Annotated in this window: 16 protein-coding genes; 7 read left to right on the top strand and 9 right to left on the bottom strand. The window is 68.1% G+C overall.

Annotation, left to right across the window (positions count from 1 at the left end):
- Positions 1-24: 24 nt before the first annotated feature.
- On the bottom strand, positions 25-243 hold the full coding sequence (locus tag KY493_RS05575; RefSeq protein WP_219897979.1) for a twin-arginine translocase TatA/TatE family subunit: 219 nt from the start codon (positions 241-243) through the stop codon (positions 25-27).
- Positions 244-349: 106 nt separating this feature from the next.
- Here KY493_RS05575 and rnhA point away from each other — a divergent pair, with 106 nt between their 5' ends.
- A complete protein-coding gene (gene rnhA / locus KY493_RS05570) occupies positions 350-805 on the top strand; it encodes a ribonuclease HI (protein WP_219897978.1) in 456 nt (151 codons plus the stop codon).
- A 3-nt stretch (positions 806-808) separates the two neighbouring features.
- Here the strand turns inward: rnhA and KY493_RS05565 are convergent, their stop codons facing one another.
- Genes KY493_RS05565 through KY493_RS05555 form a run of 3 tightly spaced genes read right to left on the bottom strand, consistent with a single transcriptional unit; the run spans position 809 to position 2,727 of the window.
- Positions 809-1,264: an NfeD family protein gene (locus KY493_RS05565; RefSeq protein WP_219897977.1), complete on the bottom strand. Its 456-nt coding sequence runs from the start codon at positions 1,262-1,264 to the stop codon at positions 809-811.
- A gap of 11 nt (positions 1,265-1,275) precedes the next feature.
- On the bottom strand, positions 1,276-2,268 hold the full coding sequence (locus tag KY493_RS05560; RefSeq protein ID WP_219897976.1) for an SPFH domain-containing protein: 993 nt from the start codon (positions 2,266-2,268) through the stop codon (positions 1,276-1,278).
- Between the two features lie 60 nt (positions 2,269-2,328).
- Positions 2,329-2,727 (bottom strand): NUDIX hydrolase, encoded by a 399-nt coding sequence (locus KY493_RS05555; protein ID WP_219897975.1) that lies wholly within the window; start codon positions 2,725-2,727, stop codon positions 2,329-2,331.
- Between the two features lie 72 nt (positions 2,728-2,799).
- On the opposite strand from KY493_RS05555, the gene KY493_RS05550 reads away from it, so the two are divergent.
- Together KY493_RS05550 and yaaA are read left to right on the top strand one after the other, a co-directional pair.
- Positions 2,800-4,206, top strand: coding sequence for an FAD-binding oxidoreductase (locus KY493_RS05550; RefSeq protein ID WP_219897974.1), 1,407 nt, complete (start codon positions 2,800-2,802; stop codon positions 4,204-4,206).
- Between the two features lie 71 nt (positions 4,207-4,277).
- Complete coding sequence (gene yaaA / locus KY493_RS05545) at positions 4,278-5,048, top strand: peroxide stress protein YaaA (protein WP_219897973.1); 771 nt, start codon at positions 4,278-4,280, stop codon at positions 5,046-5,048.
- 3 nt (positions 5,049-5,051) lie between these two features.
- Here yaaA and KY493_RS05540 read toward each other — a convergent pair whose 3' ends face one another.
- Together KY493_RS05540 and KY493_RS05535 are read right to left on the bottom strand one after the other, a co-directional pair.
- Positions 5,052-5,969 carry an L-threonylcarbamoyladenylate synthase gene (locus tag KY493_RS05540; protein WP_219897972.1) on the bottom strand — a complete coding sequence of 306 codons (918 nt, stop codon included), beginning with the start codon at positions 5,967-5,969 and terminating at the stop codon, positions 5,052-5,054.
- Positions 5,966-6,517, bottom strand: a complete 552-nt coding sequence (locus KY493_RS05535; protein ID WP_219897971.1) for a cytochrome b — start codon at positions 6,515-6,517, stop codon at positions 5,966-5,968. Before KY493_RS05535 ends, KY493_RS05540 begins: the two co-directional genes overlap by 4 nt.
- Positions 6,518-6,634: 117 nt before the next feature.
- Between KY493_RS05535 and KY493_RS05530 the strand changes: the two genes are divergently transcribed.
- Complete coding sequence (locus KY493_RS05530; RefSeq protein WP_219897970.1) at positions 6,635-8,416, top strand: acyl-CoA dehydrogenase; 1,782 nt, start codon at positions 6,635-6,637, stop codon at positions 8,414-8,416.
- On the opposite strand, the gene KY493_RS05525 is transcribed toward KY493_RS05530, so the two are convergent.
- The gene (locus KY493_RS05525; protein WP_219897969.1) at positions 8,413-9,216 is read right to left on the bottom strand and encodes a serine protease; all 804 of its coding nucleotides are present in this window, start codon (positions 9,214-9,216) and stop codon (positions 8,413-8,415) included. The genes KY493_RS05530 and KY493_RS05525 overlap by 4 nt on opposite strands.
- Positions 9,217-9,310: 94 nt before the next feature.
- On the opposite strand from KY493_RS05525, the gene KY493_RS05520 reads away from it, so the two are divergent.
- The 3 genes from KY493_RS05520 (at position 9,311) to KY493_RS05510 (ending at position 13,345) form a co-directional block, all read left to right on the top strand.
- A complete protein-coding gene (locus KY493_RS05520; protein ID WP_219897968.1) occupies positions 9,311-11,488 on the top strand; it encodes a S9 family peptidase in 2,178 nt (725 codons plus the stop codon).
- A gap of 56 nt (positions 11,489-11,544) precedes the next feature.
- Entirely contained in the window at positions 11,545-11,880 is a 336-nt protein-coding gene (locus KY493_RS05515; protein WP_219897967.1) for a hypothetical protein, read from the top strand.
- 298 nt (positions 11,881-12,178) lie between these two features.
- Positions 12,179-13,345 (top strand): hypothetical protein, encoded by a 1,167-nt coding sequence (locus KY493_RS05510; protein WP_255568053.1) that lies wholly within the window; start codon positions 12,179-12,181, stop codon positions 13,343-13,345.
- Between the two features lie 41 nt (positions 13,346-13,386).
- On the opposite strand, the gene KY493_RS14470 is transcribed toward KY493_RS05510, so the two are convergent.
- Together KY493_RS14470 and KY493_RS05505 are read right to left on the bottom strand one after the other, a co-directional pair.
- Positions 13,387-13,512: a hypothetical protein gene (locus KY493_RS14470; protein WP_255568052.1), complete on the bottom strand. Its 126-nt coding sequence runs from the start codon at positions 13,510-13,512 to the stop codon at positions 13,387-13,389.
- A 97-nt stretch (positions 13,513-13,609) separates the two neighbouring features.
- Positions 13,610-15,262 (bottom strand): CTP synthase, encoded by a 1,653-nt coding sequence (locus tag KY493_RS05505; protein ID WP_219897965.1) that lies wholly within the window; start codon positions 15,260-15,262, stop codon positions 13,610-13,612.
- Between the last annotated feature and the right edge of the window lie 60 nt (positions 15,263-15,322).

The raw sequence follows: 15,322 nt of genomic DNA, 5'->3' as shown, positions 1-15,322 counted from the left end.
CGCTGCTCAAGAAGACCGAGGCGACTAGCGCTTCAGCTCTTCCTTCTCGACGTCGGTTCGCGGCAGCGAGGAGACGCCTTCGTGCGGTCCGTCCTTCTTGTCGTCGTCGCGCAGGCCTTCCTTGAAGGCCTTGATGCCCTTGGCGGCGTCGCCCATCAGGCCCGAAAGCTTGCCGCGCCCGCCGAACAGCAGGGCGACGACGACGATGACAATGGCCCAGTGCCAGATGCTCATCGAGCCCATGACGAATCTCCTGCGAATGGACCGAGCGGGTCGGTCTCGTTTCTTGTTCCCGCATATAGGCCCAGTGATGGCCATGCGCCAAGGGAGGCTGTAGGCACGCGCGACCATGAGTCCCTCCGATCACGTCATCATCCACACCGACGGCGCCTGCAAGGGCAATCCGGGGCCAGGCGGCTGGGGCGCGGTGCTGCAGGCCGGCGGAGGCCACGAGAAGGAACTCTGGGGCGGCGAGCGCAACACCACCAACAACCGCATGGAGTTGATGGCCGCCATCCAGGCGCTGGAGGCGCTGAAACGTCCCTGCAAGGTCGAACTGCACACCGACAGCAAATATGTGATGCAGGGAATCACCGAATGGATGCGCGGCTGGAAGGCGCGCGGCTGGCTTACCGCCGACAAGAAGCCGGTCAAGAACGCCGAACTCTGGCAGCGGCTGGACGCCGCCAGGCTCTGTCACGACGTGAAGTGGCGCTGGGTGAAAGGCCACGCAGGCCATGAGTTGAACGAACGCGCCGACGGCCTGGCCAATCGCGGCGTGGACGAGGTGCTGGGCCGGCGCTGAGGCTCAGTCGGCGCGCACCGTCAGGCACGAGCCGCTGACCCGCTCGACCAGCACGTCCTGGCCAGGACCGGGCGGCGCGCCGACCAGTTCAGCCGACCATTCCGCGCCCGTGACGAACACCCGGCCGCGACCGTTGACGAACGGCTCCACCACTCGGGCGCGCTGGCCGATCAGGCGGATCTCGCGGTCGTTGACGTCCGGCCCGATCGGATTGACGCGCCCGGCCAGGCGCCGCGACAGCAATGTGGCCACGACCGTCAGCGCGGCGAAGATCGCCACCTCCCACGCCGCTCCGGGCTCAAGGCCGGCGGCGGTCATGACCGCCACGATCCCCGCCGCCACCGCCGGCCACAGCAGCCATTCGGTCGAGAACATCGCCTCGACCGCCAGCAGAAGCACGCCTATGGCCAGCCAGACCCAGAACGGCTGGGTGGCGTAGAGTTCGACAAGCCAGGTCATCGTCGCCTCCTCTATGCCGTCGGCGGGACCGCGCCGCCGCTTGCGCCGCGCGTCGATGGCGTGGACATCGGCCGGTTCGCCCCCTCGCGCTGCTGCTCGCGCGCCAGTCCGACCAACTCGCCCAATCCGGCGATGGTGCCGACCAGCGAACCCATTTCCGCCGGCACGATCACCGTGCGCTGCTGCGGGCTGCGGGCCAGTTCGGCGAAGGCGTCGACGTAGCGCTGGGCCACGAAGTAGTTGATGGCGTTGACGTCGCCGCGCGCGATGGCCTCGGACACCATGGCGGTGGCGCGCGCCTCGGCCTCGGCCTCGCGTTCGCGCGCCTCGGCGTCACGGAAGGCGGCTTCCTTGCGACCTTCGGCCTGCAGGATCGCGGCCTGTTTGGCCCCCTCGGCGCGGGCGATGGCGGCGGCCTTTTCCCCGTCCGCCTCGGTGATCACGGCGCGGCGCTCGCGCTCGGCCTTCATCTGGCGCGCCATGGCGTTGGTGATGTCGGAGGGCGGCGTCAGGTCCTTGATCTCGATGCGGTTCACCTTGACGCCCCACGGCTCGGTCGCCGCATCGATCACATGCAGCAGGCGCGTGTTGATGCTGTCGCGCTGGCTCAGAACCTCGTCCAGCTCCATCGAACCGACCACGGTGCGCAGATTGGTCATGCACAGCTGCGAGATGGCGTAGGGCAGGTTGTCGACGCGATAGGCGGCGCGCGCGGCGTCCATGACCTGGATGAAGACAATGCCGTCCACCTTCACCATGGCGTTGTCCTTGGTGATCACCTCCTGGGTCGGGACGTCCAGCACCTGCTCCATCATGTTCATGCGCTTGCCGACGCGCTCGATGAAGGGCGTGAGAAAGCCGATGCCGGGGCTCAGCGTCTTGGTGTATTTGCCGAACCGTTCCACCGTGAATTCACGGCCTTGCGGCACGATCTTGATCACGCTGAACAACAGCGCGCCGGCCAGCAGCAGCACAAAGGCCGCAAAGATGGTTGTGGCGTCCATTCCGATCCCTCCCCTGATCCAGGGGCAGCCTATCTCCCAAGCGGAGCCGACGCCAGCGGATCAGGCGAACCGTTCCCTGGCGAGCAGGAGGATGCGTCGGGTCTCGTCCCAATCGACCCGTCGCACGGCCTCCTCGAAGGCAAAGAACGCAGCCTGCGTCGCATCGTCCCCCGCCTGGGGCTCGCCCGACAGCCAGCGGGCGGCGTAGTCGATCAGCACATAATGGCGGCCATGTTCGGGAAAGACGCCGTCCACCACGTCGATCAGGCCCAGCATCTCAGCCTCGACGCCCGTCTCTTCCCGTAGTTCGCGAAGCGCCGCTTCGATCGCCCGTTCTCCGGGCTCGATCCGCCCGCCGGGCAGGCTCCATTCGCCGAGGCGAGGCGGCGTTCCCCGCCGGATCAACAGCACCTCGTCGCCGCGCATGCAGACGACGCCGACCGCCGGGATCGGCGTCATTTCACGAGATTCCATGGCTGGACGGTAGCTGCGCCCTTCCCCATCGCCCAGCGCTTTGACACAAGGCGAGGCATGAATGCCGCCGTCTCACCCGTCTTTGACGAACTGAAAGCCGCGCTGGGTCCGGGCGGCTGGACGCAGGACCCCGGCGAGATCGCGCCATGGCTGACCGAGTGGCGCAACCGCTGGACGGGCCAGACGCCGCTTCTGCTGAACCCCCGTTCGACCGGGGAGGTCGCCCGGGCCGTAACGATCTGCGCCCGACACGGCGTCGCCATCATCCCCCAGGGCGGCAACACAGGACTGGTGGGCGGCCAGATCCCTCATGGCGAGGTGCTGCTGTCGCTGCGCAAGATGCGGGCGGTGCGCGATGTCACGCCGCTGGATGACGCCATGACGGTCGAGGCGGGACTGACCCTGCTGGAAGCCCAGCAGGCGGCGACGGCGGCAGGGCGTGTCTTTCCCCTCAGCCTGGCGGCGGAAGGGTCGGCCACCATCGGCGGGGTGATCTCCACCAATGCGGGCGGCACCCAGGTGCTGCGCTACGGCATGATGCGCGACCTGGTGCTGGGCATCGAGGCCGTCATGCCGAATGGCGAGGTCTTCCATGGCCTCAAGCGGCTGCGCAAGGACAACACCGGCTACGACCTAAAGCAGCTGCTGATCGGGGCGGAGGGGACGCTGGGCGTGGTCACGGCGGCGACGCTGAAGCTTTTCCCGGTCATGCGGTCTCGCGCGGTCGCCATCGTCGGGCTGGAGACGGCCGCGGCCTCCGTCGAGTTGCTGGCGCGCGCCAAGGCCGAGACCGGCGGCGGCGTCGAGGCTTTTGAGCTGATGAAGCGGCTGGGCACGGACCTCGTGCTGAAGCACATCCCGGACACGCGCGAGCCGCTGGAGAGCCAGCCCGAGTGGTCGGTGCTGATCGAGATCGCCTCGGGGACGGCCGGCGGCGCGGAGGCGCAGATCGAGCGGCTGCTGGAGGTCGCCTTCGAGGAAGGGCTGATCACCGACGCCGCCATCGCCCAGAACGACGCCCAGCGCGCGGCCTTCTGGCGCCTGCGGGAAGAACACTCCGCCGCGCTGAAGCCCGAGGGCGGCGGCTGGAAGCACGACGTGTCGGTGCCGATCTCGCGCATCGCCGACTTCATCGACGAGGCCACGGCGGCCGTGGAGCGGTTCCATCCCGGCGCGCGGGTGTCCGTCTTCGGCCATGTCGGCGACGGCAACCTGCACTACGACATCCTGCCAGGCGTGGGCGAGGACGTGCCGGCCTTCATCGCCCGGTGGAAAGATGGTTCGCGGATCGTCCATGACGTGGTCGCCCGCTACGACGGCTCGATCTCGGCCGAACACGGTCTCGGCCGGCTGAAGAGCGAGGAGGTTCGTCGCTACAAGACGCCGCTGGAGATCGAGACCATGGCCGCCATTCGACGCGCCATCGATCCTCAGCGGATCATGAACCCGGCGGTGCTGTTCTGAGCGTTGCGGTTCAAATCGCACAAGAAGCGGCCTATGTGGCGCACGCCTGAAAGAGCCGGAGCCGCCAAGCCTTGCTGATCGTCCTGTCACCGGCCAAGCGGCTGGACTTCACCCCCGCCGATCCCGCGATTCCGGCAACCGAGCGGCGCTTCCTCGAGGACACCGCCCAGTTGTCCAGAACCGCCGAGCGCCAGACGCGTGCCGACCTGCGTCGGCTGATGGGCATCTCGGAGGCGTTGGCGGAGCTGAACCAGGCGCGGTTCAAGGCTTTCGACGCGGCGTCGACCGATGGCGTGCAGGCGGCCTTCGCCTTCGCAGGCGACGTCTACGAGGGTCTGCGCGCTCGCGATCTCAACAAGGATGCACTGACCTGGGCTCAGGATCACCTCCGCATCCTGTCGGGGTTCTACGGCCTGCTGCGGCCGCTGGACCAGATCCAGCCCTATCGCCTGGAGATGGGCGTCAAGCTGGCGACGCGGCGAGGCTCCAGCCTCTACGATTTCTGGGGTGACCGCCTGTCGAAGCAGTTGAACGCGGACGCCGACGGGCAGGCCGATCCCGTGGTGGTGAACCTGGCCAGCCAGGAGTACTTCGGGGCGGTCGATGCCAAGGCCCTGACGTTGCCGGTGATCACGCCGCACTTCCGCGAAGAGAAGGACGGCCAGAGCCGCATCGTCTCCTTTCACGCCAAGAAGGCGCGGGGTCTCATGGCGCGTTTCGCCATCGACCAGCGGATCGAACGCGCCGAGGACCTGAAGGCGTTCAACAGCGCCGGCTATCGCTTCGACGCTTCCGCATCATCCCAATCCGACTGGGTGTTCACCCGTCCGGACACCCGCTGACAATCAGCCGACGAAGCCGGCGGCGCGGCGCAGCCGGTCGTTGATCGCCTCGCCCAGGCCCTGTTGCGGAATCGGCGACACCGCGATCCCGGCCGGCCGTTCGCGATCGGCCTCGCGCAGGCGGCGAAACAGATTGGCGGCGGCCTCGCGCAGGTCGCCCGAGGGACTGAGGCTCCAGCGGAGATCGCCGACGCCCGGCCCGAAACCCAACAGGATCTCACCGGATCGCGCCTCCGTCACTTCGATCCGGACTGGCGCGTCAGGGGCATAATGCAGCGCCAGCCGGCCCGGCGAACGATGCCCCTCTCCGTCCTGGCGAACGGGACCGACCACCGCCTCGATCTCGGCCCGCGTCACGGCGCCGGGTCGCAGCAGGCGGACATCGCCGTCCAGCACCGACACGACCGTGCTCTCGAGGCCGACCTCGCAGGGGCCGCCGTCAAGCGCCGCGGCGACCGAAGCGCCCGTCTCCTCAACAGCATCGGCATAGGTCGTCGGACTGGGGCGGCCAGAGCGGTTGGCGGAGGGCGCGACAACCGGTCCGCCGAACGCCCTCAGCACCTCGCGCGCCACCGGATGGCCCGGCGCGCGGATCGCGACGCTGTCCAGACCTGCGCGCGCGAGGTCGCTGACCCGTTCGCCGTCCAGAACCGGCAGGACCAGCGTCAGCGGCCCAGGCCAGAAGGCGGCGGCCAAGGCGTTCGCCGCAGTGTCGAATCGCGCCAGTTTCCTTGCCGCATCGGCGTCGGCTACGTGCGAAATCAACGGGTTGAAGCGAGGTCTTCCCTTGGCTTCGAAGATGGCGGCGACCGCCTGCGGGTTTCCCGCGTCTGCGGCGAGGCCGTAAACCGTCTCCGTGGGCAGGATCACCAGCTGGCCGGCCCGCAGCGCCTCGACAGCCGCTTGAACCGTGTCCCTCACGGTCGGCGCGGGATCAGCGGGATCATCCGGTGCAGCACGTTGTCGCGGTTCACGAAGTGATGCTTCAGCGCGCCCAGAACATGCAGTGCGATCAGGATGTAGAGGCTCTTCACCACGGCGCGGTGGATGTCCATGAAGGCGCCGGCAGCCTCGCGCCCGCCGCCGACCGGCAGCAGCGGCCACTGGAACAGGCCGAACCACTCGATCGCCCGCCCCCCGGCCGACGACGCCAGCCAGCCGGTCATCGGCAGGGCGATCAGCACCACATAGAACAGCACATGCGTCGTACGCGCCGCCATCCGCTGCCAGCGCGGGGTGTCGGCGGGCAATGGAATGGCCGGATTGGCCAGGCGCCACGCCAGTCGCACCAGCGTCAGCACCAGAATGGTCAATCCGACGGACTTGTGCAGGCCAATGAACGATCCGGCGGCGGGACCTTCGGCATTGTCGGCGACGGAGATCAGCACCACCTGGGTGACCACCAGCGCGGCGGTCAGCCAGTGCAGCGTCAGCGACACCGTCGAATAGCGGTTGCGCGGTTCGGCCATGCGGCTTCCCTTCCGTGGCGGCAGGGCGCCAGCTTGGCGGATCAAGGCCGTTTCGCCAAGCGCTTGCGTCGCAGCCCGCCCGCGCGGCACAGACGACGCAGAGACAGAGGATACGTCATGACCTACCGCGCTCCCGTTCGCGACCTCGCCTTCGCCCTCGACATCGCGGGCGCGGAGCAGCTGGGCGCCATCGGCGCCTTTCCCGACTATGACACGGACGTTCGCAACGCCGTGCTGCAGGCCGCCGGCCAGTTCTCGGAAGAGGTGCTGGCGCCGCTGAACCGCATCGGCGACCAGAAGGGATCGACCTACGCCAACGGCGATGTCACGGCCGCGCCGGGGTTCGCCGACGCCTATCGCCAGTTCGCCGCCGGCGGGTGGACCGGTCTGTCGGCGCCTGCATCCGCCGGCGGACAAGGGCTGCCCAAGGCGCTGGAGCTCGCGGCCTATGAGACGGTGCACGCCGCCAACATGGCGTTCGGCCTGTGCCCCATGCTGTCGCTGGCCTCCATCGAGGCGCTGGAGCAGGTCGGGACCGATCAGCAGAAACAGACCTATCTGACCCGTCTGGTGGCTGGCGAATGGACCGGCGCCATGGTGCTGACGGAACCCGGCGCGGGCTCGGACCTCGGCGCGCTGACGGCGACCGCCACGCCGAACGGCGACGGGACCTACAGCCTGACGGGCCAGAAGATCTTCATCACCTGGGGCGATCACGACGCCACGGACAACATCGTCCACCTGGTGCTGGCCCGCCTGCCCGATGCTCCGAAAGGGCCCAAGGGGATCAGCCTGTTCCTGGCGTCCAAGTTCGAGGTGAAGGCGGACGGGACGTTGGGCGAGCGCAACAGCTTCCGCCCCGTGGGGGTCGAGCACAAGCTGGGCATCCACGCCTCGCCGACCTGCGTCATGGCCTACGAGCGCGCGCGTGCGGAGCTGGTCGGACGTCCGAACGAGGGCTTGGCCCATATGTTCGTGATGATGAACTCGGCGCGCCTCGCGGTCGGCGTCGAAGGCGTGGGGATCGCCGAGCGCGCCTATCAGGGCGCACTCGCCTATGCGCTGGATCGGCGTCAGGGCCGTTCGGTCTGGACCGGCGAGCCGTCATCGGCGATCTTCGACCATCCGGACGTGCGCCGAAGCCTTTCGGTGATGAAGGCCAAGATCTCGGCGGCTCGCGCCATCTGCCTGTTGACAGGGGTCGCCGCCGACATGGCGCAGCACGCGCCAGACGAGGCGGACCGCAAGCGCTGGAAGGCGCGCGAGGACCTGTTCACGCCCATCGCCAAGGCCTGGTCGACGGGTGTCGGCGTCGAGGTCGCCTCGGCAGGCGTCCAAGTCCACGGCGGCATGGGCTTCATCGAGGAGACGGGCGCGGCCCAGCACTACCGCGACGCCCGCATCGCGCCGATCTACGAAGGCACCAACGGCATCCAGGCCATGGACCTGGTCGGCCGCAAACTGTCGATGGACGGCGGCCAGGCCGCGCGCGATCTGATCGCGGACATGACGGCGACGCTGGCCGAGCTGTCGCGCGTCTATTCGGGCAAGCCGGTCGAACGCTTCGCCACCGCCATCGAGGCGGTGGAGGACGCCACCCTGTGGCTGCTGGACCGCAAGACCGATCCGGCCGCCGCAGCCGACGTGCTGGCCGGCGCCGACGCCTATCTGAAGCTGCTGGGCGATGTGGCCGGCGGCTGGTTGCTGGCCAAGGGCGCTCTCCTGGCCAAGGCTCGGCTGGACGCCAACGATGGCGATCCCGTGTGGCTGGAGGGCAAGATGGATCTGTACGAGGTCTATGCCGCCAACGTGCTGGGCCACGTCTCCAGCCGTCTGGCGGCGGTGGGCCAGGGCGGCGACCTGCTGCAACGAATGACGGTGGAAGCGCTCGCCGGCTAGAACTCGGGGGCGGCGTCCAGCAGGGCGATGGCCGCGCGGATATCCTCGGCATGGGCGACCACGCCGATGCCGAGGCGTTCGTCGCCCACTCGCACCTCCTGCGTCAGAATGCCGGCGACATAGGGGTGTTCGGGCGCCTGATCGCTGGCGGTCTTCCTTGCCGCCGGCGTCCAGAACACGGGCCCGCCCGAGTTGCCGGGGAACACCGCGAAGTCGAGCAGAAAGGTCGGAAAAGCCGTGATCGGCGTCAGCGGCCACGACGCGATCCGGCCGGTTCGCAGGATCGGAAAGCCCGCGCGGTTGGCCGACAGCCCGTGCGGAAAGCCGAGCGTCAGCATCTCGTCGCCCGGCCCCACCTGCGCCTCATCGAACGCCTCTGGTCCGGCCAGCCACGCCAGCGGAATGGCGGCGCGGGCGAAGGCGTCCGGCGCCTGGATCGCCATCACCGCGACATCGCGATCCGGATGCCGGCGCCACAGCGGGCGATCGTTCTCGTCCCGGATGGCCAGCGGCTGCGGATTGAAGCGCCAGGTCCCGCCCGTCGTCTCCACCCGCCAGCCTAGGCGCGCCTCTTGCCCCTGCATCCGGTCCAGGACGTGGCCGGCCGTGACCAAGACGGTGCGGGGCTGGCCGCCCGGCGCAGGCGCATTCACCAGAAAGGCCGTGCCCACCGTGCGTGTGCCCTCACCGTTCGGCTGGTCGATCTGCACCGTAGCGTCGATCAGGCCCAGGGTCAGGGTCCACGCCGGACGTGCGGCCTCGACGGGTCGTTCATCCTGGATCGGCAGGCTGTCGAACATCACGGCTCCTAGACCTTGCGCCCGTTTCATTTGACGAGCGCCCCTCCCCCGCACAAGGTCCAGGCAACATGAGCTTTTCGGGGGAAACGCCGCCATGAACCGTCGCCAGATGATCGCCTCAAGCGCCGCCGCCCTATCCACCGCAGCCGCGCCCGTCCTTGCTCAATCTCCCGGAGCCCCAATGCCCGCCAACCGCCCCGCGCCGCCTGTCGCCAGGAAGATTCCCGTCACGATCGAACAGCTGGGGCGCACCCGCACCGACGATTATCAGTGGATGAAGGACGACAACTGGCAGGCCGTGCTGCGTGATCCTTCCCTGATCAAGGCCGAGGTCAAGGAACACCTGGATGCGGAGAACGCCTATCGCGAGGCGATGATGGCCTCGACCCTGCCGCTGCAGGAGACGATGTTCCGCGAGATGCGCGGCCGCATCAAGGAGGACGATTCCTCCGTGCCCGCGCCGGACGGTCCATGGGAATATTACGTCCGCTACAACACCGGCGATCAGCACCCGCTCTATTGCCGAAAGCCTCGCCAGGGCGGCTCCGAGCAGGTGCTGCTGGATGCAAACGCCCTGGCCGAGGGCAAGGCCTATTCCGAGGTGTCGAACGCCTCGCACAGCCCCGATCACGCCCTGTTCGCCTATGCCGAGGACGCGCAAGGCTCGGAGGTGCACAAGATCTACGTCAAGGACCTGGCCTCGAACCAGGTGCTGCCGGACGTGATCGACAGCGCCACGGGCGACTTCGCCTTCTCGCCGGACAGCCAGTGGATTTTCTGGACCAACCGCAACGACAACGGCCGTCCCGACAAGATCTTCCGTCGTCCTTCGAAGGGCGGCGAGACCACTCTGGTCTATGAGGAAGAGGATGAGGGCATGTTCATCGGGGTGGGCCGCACCTCCGACGACCGCTTCATCGTCATCGGCATCCAGAACCAGGAGACTTCCGAGACCCGCTACATCCCCGGCGATGCGCCGACGGCCGCGCCTGTTGTGCTGGAGCCGCGAGAAATCGCGCACCGCTACGACGCGGACCACTGGGGCGATCGCTGGGTGATCCGCACCAACGGCGACGAGGCCATCGACTTCAAGATCGTGACCGCCCCGACCGATGCGCCCGCCCGCACCGGCTGGACCGACCTGGTCGCCCACACGCCCGGCCGATTCATCGAAAGCTTCGACCTGACGAAGGGCCACCTCGCGCGCCAGGAGCGGTCGGACGCCAACACCCGCATCATCATCCGCGATCGCGCCGGCAGCGAGCACGAGATCGCGGCAGACGAGCCCGCCTTCGCCCTGTCGCTGGCCGGGGCGTCGGAATACGACACGGGCGTCACCCGCTACGCCTACAACTCGCCGTCCACGCCGACCCAGACCTATGACTACGACATGGCGTCGCGCGAGCGGACGCTACGCAAGACGCAGGAGATTCCGTCCGGCCACGACATCGCGAACTATGTGGTCGAACGGCTGAACGCGCCCGCATCGGACGGTGAGCTGGTGCCGGTCACCGTGCTGCGTCGCAAGGACACGCCGGTGGACGGCTCGGCGCCGCTGCTGCTCTACGGCTATGGCTCCTATGGCATCCCGATGGCCGCCAGCTTCTCCACCAACCGGCTGTCGCTGGTGGATCGCGGTTGGATTTACGCCATCGCCCACATCCGCGGCGGCTCGGACAAGGGTTGGGGCTGGTTCCAGGCGGCGCGCCGGATGACCAAAAAGAACACCTTCACCGACTTCATCGCCGCCGCCGAGCATCTGATCGACAGGAAGTACGCCACGGCCGGCCGCATCGTGGCCCAGGGTGGATCGGCGGGCGGCATGCTGATGGGCGCGGTCACCAACATGCGGCCTGAGCTGTGGGCCGGGATCATCGGACAGGTGCCGTTCGTGGACGTCATCAACACCATGAGCGACACCTCGCTGCCGCTGACGCCGCCGGAATGGCCCGAATGGGGCAACCCCATCGAGGACGCCGCCGCCTATGACTATATGATGAGCTACAGTCCCTACGACCAGGTGGAAGCCAAGGCCTATCCGGCGGTGCTGGCCACCGGCGGCCTGTCCGACCCCCGCGTCACCTACTGGGAGCCGGAGAAGTGGGTCGCCAGGCTGCGGCCGGCCACCACCTCCGGCAAGCCCGTGCTGCTGAAGATCAACATGGAGGCCGGTCACGGCGGCGCCGCCGGCCGCTTCGACTATCTGAAGGAAGTGGCGCACGACTACGCCTTCGCGGTCTGGGCAATCGACGAGGGTTGGGCGAAGGCCTGACCGAGGGGACTGGCTGGCGCGTTGCCGGACGCGGCGGCCGCCTCTATGCTGGGTGCGTGAAGATCGTCCGGATCATCCTTATGCTGATGGGCGTGGCGTCGGTGCTGTCGCTCGGCGCCGTCGCCGCCTCCGCCGCGCCGGTCTCCGAGCCGCCGTGTCACCAGACGGAGGGCGCCGCGCCGCACCACCCCGGCGGTCCGGCTTCAGAAGCGCCCCGGTCGATGAAGGTCATGGGCTGCTGCGTCGCCTGCATCGCCGCTTCGCCCATCTCAGCCGCTTCTCCGGACCAGGTAACGACGGGCTCCGCCTCAACAGGCGTCGTCCTCACCATCCTGCCTAGCGGCCGATCCCCAGCGCCCGCCGTGGGCCCGCCTCGCCTCCTGATCGTCTGACCCGCCGCGCCTGAACCTGGCGCGATCCCTCGTCACGATCTGAAAGGAGGAAGCCGTGATGGCTGTCCATCCCCTCGTCGGCCTCGCCGCCGGCGCATCCCTGCTTGCCCTTGCCGCGCAGGCGAAGGCTCAGGACCATAGTCACCACCCCGCGCCAGCGATCGCTGGCGCGTCCGCGGGGCAAGGCGATCGGCTGAACCCAGCGCCTCAGCCGTCGGTGCAGCAGGACCATTCTGCGTCGCATCATGCCGCCGCCGGCCACGACGACAGGGGCCACCCGTCGGCTGGACATGTCGTAATGACCGGCGCCCTCGGCCCCTGGCCGATGACGCGCGACGCCTCTGGCACCGCCTGGCAGCCGGACGTCAGCGACCATGGCGGCGTCCATTCGCAGATCGGTGACTGGACGATCATGAGCCACGCCCTGCTGAACCTCGTCCATGACAACCAGAACGGTCCGCGTGGCGACAGCGAGACCTTTGTGTCGGGCATGTTGATGGGCTCGGCCCGACGCGACTTCGCCGACGGGTCGCGCCTGAACCTCAAGGCCATGCTCAGCCCCGATCCGCTGATGGGCAAGTCGGGCTATCCGCTGCTGCTGGCGGCCGGCGAGACGGCGGACGGGATCAATCCGTTGATCGACCGCCAGCATCCGCACGAGCTGTTCATGGAGCTGTCGGCCAGCTATTCGCGCCAGCTGTCCCCCACCGACAGCGTCTATGCCTACATCGGCCTGCCGGGCGAGCCGGCGTTCGGCCCGCCCGCCTTCATGCACCGCATGAGCGCCATGGACAGCCCGGAGGCGCCGATCACCCACCACTGGCTGGATTCCACGCACATCATCTTCGGCGTCACGACGCTCGGCTGGGCGCACGACCGCTTCAAGATCGAGGCCTCGGCGTTCAAGGGTCGGGAACCGGACGAGGATCGATGGGACATCGAAGCCCCGCGGCTGGATAGCTGGTCGGTGCGCGGGTCGTTCAATCCGACGCCGGAATGGGCTCTGCAGATCTCCTACGCCGACGTCGCCGCACCCGAGCAGCTGGAGCCGGACGAGGATCAGACTAAATGGTCCGCCAGCGCCATCCACACCCGCCGCTTCGGCCGGGACGGTTGGTGGTCCTCAACGCTGGCGTGGGGGCGCAAGGCCAACGATCACGACGAAAGCAACGACGCCTGGGCGCTGGAGACCGCCCTGCAACCCGATGATCGCTGGACGTTTTTCGGCCGCGCGGAATGGATCGAGACGGACGAACTGGTTCCCGGCACAGGCGGCGGGCATGGGCCGCTCTATACGGTGGCCAAGGCGTCCGTGGGCGTGCTGCACGACTGGCGTCTGCGCCGGAACGTGAAGTTCGGGCTCGGCGGGCTGTATTCCATCAACCGCGTGCCCGGCCCGCTGGAGCCGCTATACGGCGGCGATCCGGACGGCGCGATGCTGTTCGTGCGGCTGAAGATCGGCTGACGCCGCCGTGAGGGAGCCGGCGCACGCCCGTGCGTCGGCTCTCAGACGTGTCCTGGTCCCAGCAGCGCGGAGCCGAGACTGACCAGCAGGCCGGCCGCGCCCACGACCGCCATGACGGTCAGCAGCCGGAAATGCCGATGGATGAAGTAGAGTATCTCGCCCGCCATGCCCGCCTCGCCGCTCGCTTCCCAGCAGCATCTAGGCACAATAACAGCGGTCGCTCACCTTCACACGTCCATCACGCGAATTTAACCAAGCCGTCGCTCAGACCAGCCGGCTTTGCACCACGGCGGCCTCGATAAAGCCGGCGAACAGCGGGTGCGGCGCGAAGGGCCGGCTTTTCAGCTCGGGGTGATACTGGACGCCGATGAACCAGGGGTGGTCCGTCCGCTCCACCGTTTCCGGCAGGACGCCGTCGGGCGACAGGCCGGCGAAGACCAGCCCGCCCCTTTGCTCGATCGCCTCGCGATAGTTGATGTTGACCTCATAGCGATGGCGGTGGCGCTCGCTGATGTGGGTCGAGCCATACATCTCCGCGATCTTCGATCCCGGCGCCAAGGTGGAGTCATAGGCGCCCAGCCGCATGGTGCCGCCCAGGTCGCCGCCCTGCTGGCGCAGCACCCGCTGGTTGCCCTGCGTCCATTCGGTCATCAGGCCGACGACCGGCTCGTCCGCCGGCCCGAACTCGGTGGAGGTCGCCTTAGGAAAGCCCGCCAGGTTCCGCGCCGCCTCGATCACCGCCATCTGCATGCCGAAGCAGATGCCGAAATAGGGAATCTTGCGCTCGCGTGCGAACCGCGCCGCCTCGATCTTGCCTTCCGAGCCGCGCTCGCCGAAGCCGCCGGGCACCAGCACCGCGTGCGCGCCCTGCAGGCGCTGTTCGCAGGCCTCCGGATCGCCTTCAAAGGTATCGGCCTCGACCCAGTCGATGGTGACCTTGACGTTGTTGGCCACGCCGCCGTGATGCAGCGCCTCGATCAGAGACTTGTAGGCGTCCTTCAGCACCGTGTACTTGCCCACCACGGCGATGGTGACCTCACCGTCCGGATGCAGCCGGCGACGCACGATTTCGTGCCAGCCCGTCAGGTCGGGCTCGGGCGCGTCCGCGATGCCGAAGTGCGCCAGCACCTCCCGGTCCAGCCCCTCGCGGTGATAGTCCAGCGGCACGGCGTAGATGTCGGCCGAATCCATCGCCTGGATCACGCCCGATTCGCGCACATTGCAGAACAGGCCGATCTTGCGCTTCTCGTCGGCGGGGATCGGCTGCTCGCACCGGCACAGCAGGATGTCCGGCTGGATGCCGATGGAGCGCAGCTCCTTCACCGAATGCTGCGTCGGCTTGGTCTTCATCTCCCCGGCGGTCTTGATGAAGGGCAACAGCGTCAGGTGGACAAAGCAGCTCTGCCCACGCGGCAGATCCTGGCCCAGCTGGCGAATGGCTTCAAAGAACGGCAGCCCCTCGATGTCGCCCACCGTGCCGCCGATCTCGACCAGAATGAAGTCGACCTCCTCGCCAGCGTCGGTCAGCGCCTCGCGCAGGCAGAAGGCCTTGATCTGGTCGGTGACGTGCGGAATGACCTGGACGGTCGCGCCCAGATAGTCGCCGCGCCGCTCCTTCTCCAGGATGGTCTGGTAGATGCGGCCCGTGGTGATGTTGTCCGACTTGGCGGCCGACACGCCGGTGAACCGCTCATAGTGGCCGAGGTCGAGATCGGTCTCGGCTCCGTCGTCGGTCACGAAGACCTCGCCATGCTGATACGGGCTCATCGTGCCCGGATCGACGTTCAGATAGGGATCCAGCTTGCGCAGGCGGACCTTGTAGCCGCGCGCCTGCAACAAGGCGCCGAGAGCGGCGGAGGCGAGGCCTTTTCCGAGCGAGGAGACCACGCCGCCGGTGATGAACACATAGCGAGCCATGGGCGGACACCTTACTCCAAGCTTCGCCGGCCGGACCAGCCGCTCGCGCGAAGAAACTGT

The sequence above is a fragment of the Brevundimonas sp. PAMC22021 genome, assembly GCF_019443405.1.
Classification (GTDB): Bacteria; Pseudomonadota; Alphaproteobacteria; order Caulobacterales; family Caulobacteraceae; genus Brevundimonas.
This window is presented reverse-complemented; position numbering and strand designations above follow the sequence as displayed.

Bases quoted from the DNA above. Each gene is read 5' to 3' on its own strand.
- KY493_RS05510 (WP_255568053.1), top strand. From the start codon at position 12,179: ATGACCGGCGCCCTCGGCCCCTGGCCGATGACGCGCGACGCCTCTGGC.
- KY493_RS05505 (WP_219897965.1), bottom strand. From the start codon at position 15,262: ATGGCTCGCTATGTGTTCATCACCGGCGGCGTGGTCTCCTCGCTCGGA.
- KY493_RS05565 (WP_219897977.1), bottom strand. From the start codon at position 1,264: ATGACCTGGCTTGTCGAACTCTACGCCACCCAGCCGTTCTGGGTCTGG.
- KY493_RS05535 (WP_219897971.1), bottom strand. From the start codon at position 6,517: ATGGCCGAACCGCGCAACCGCTATTCGACGGTGTCGCTGACGCTGCAC.
- KY493_RS05525 (WP_219897969.1), bottom strand. From the start codon at position 9,216: ATGTTCGACAGCCTGCCGATCCAGGATGAACGACCCGTCGAGGCCGCA.
- KY493_RS05575 (WP_219897979.1), bottom strand. From the start codon at position 243: ATGGGCTCGATGAGCATCTGGCACTGGGCCATTGTCATCGTCGTCGTC.
- rnhA (WP_219897978.1), top strand. From the start codon at position 350: ATGAGTCCCTCCGATCACGTCATCATCCACACCGACGGCGCCTGCAAG.
- KY493_RS05550 (WP_219897974.1), top strand. From the start codon at position 2,800: ATGAATGCCGCCGTCTCACCCGTCTTTGACGAACTGAAAGCCGCGCTG.
- KY493_RS05530 (WP_219897970.1), top strand. From the start codon at position 6,635: ATGACCTACCGCGCTCCCGTTCGCGACCTCGCCTTCGCCCTCGACATC.
- KY493_RS14470 (WP_255568052.1), bottom strand. From the start codon at position 13,512: ATGGCGGGCGAGATACTCTACTTCATCCATCGGCATTTCCGGCTGCTG.
- KY493_RS05520 (WP_219897968.1), top strand. From the start codon at position 9,311: ATGAACCGTCGCCAGATGATCGCCTCAAGCGCCGCCGCCCTATCCACC.
- KY493_RS05555 (WP_219897975.1), bottom strand. From the start codon at position 2,727: ATGACGCCGATCCCGGCGGTCGGCGTCGTCTGCATGCGCGGCGACGAG.
- KY493_RS05560 (WP_219897976.1), bottom strand. From the start codon at position 2,268: ATGGACGCCACAACCATCTTTGCGGCCTTTGTGCTGCTGCTGGCCGGC.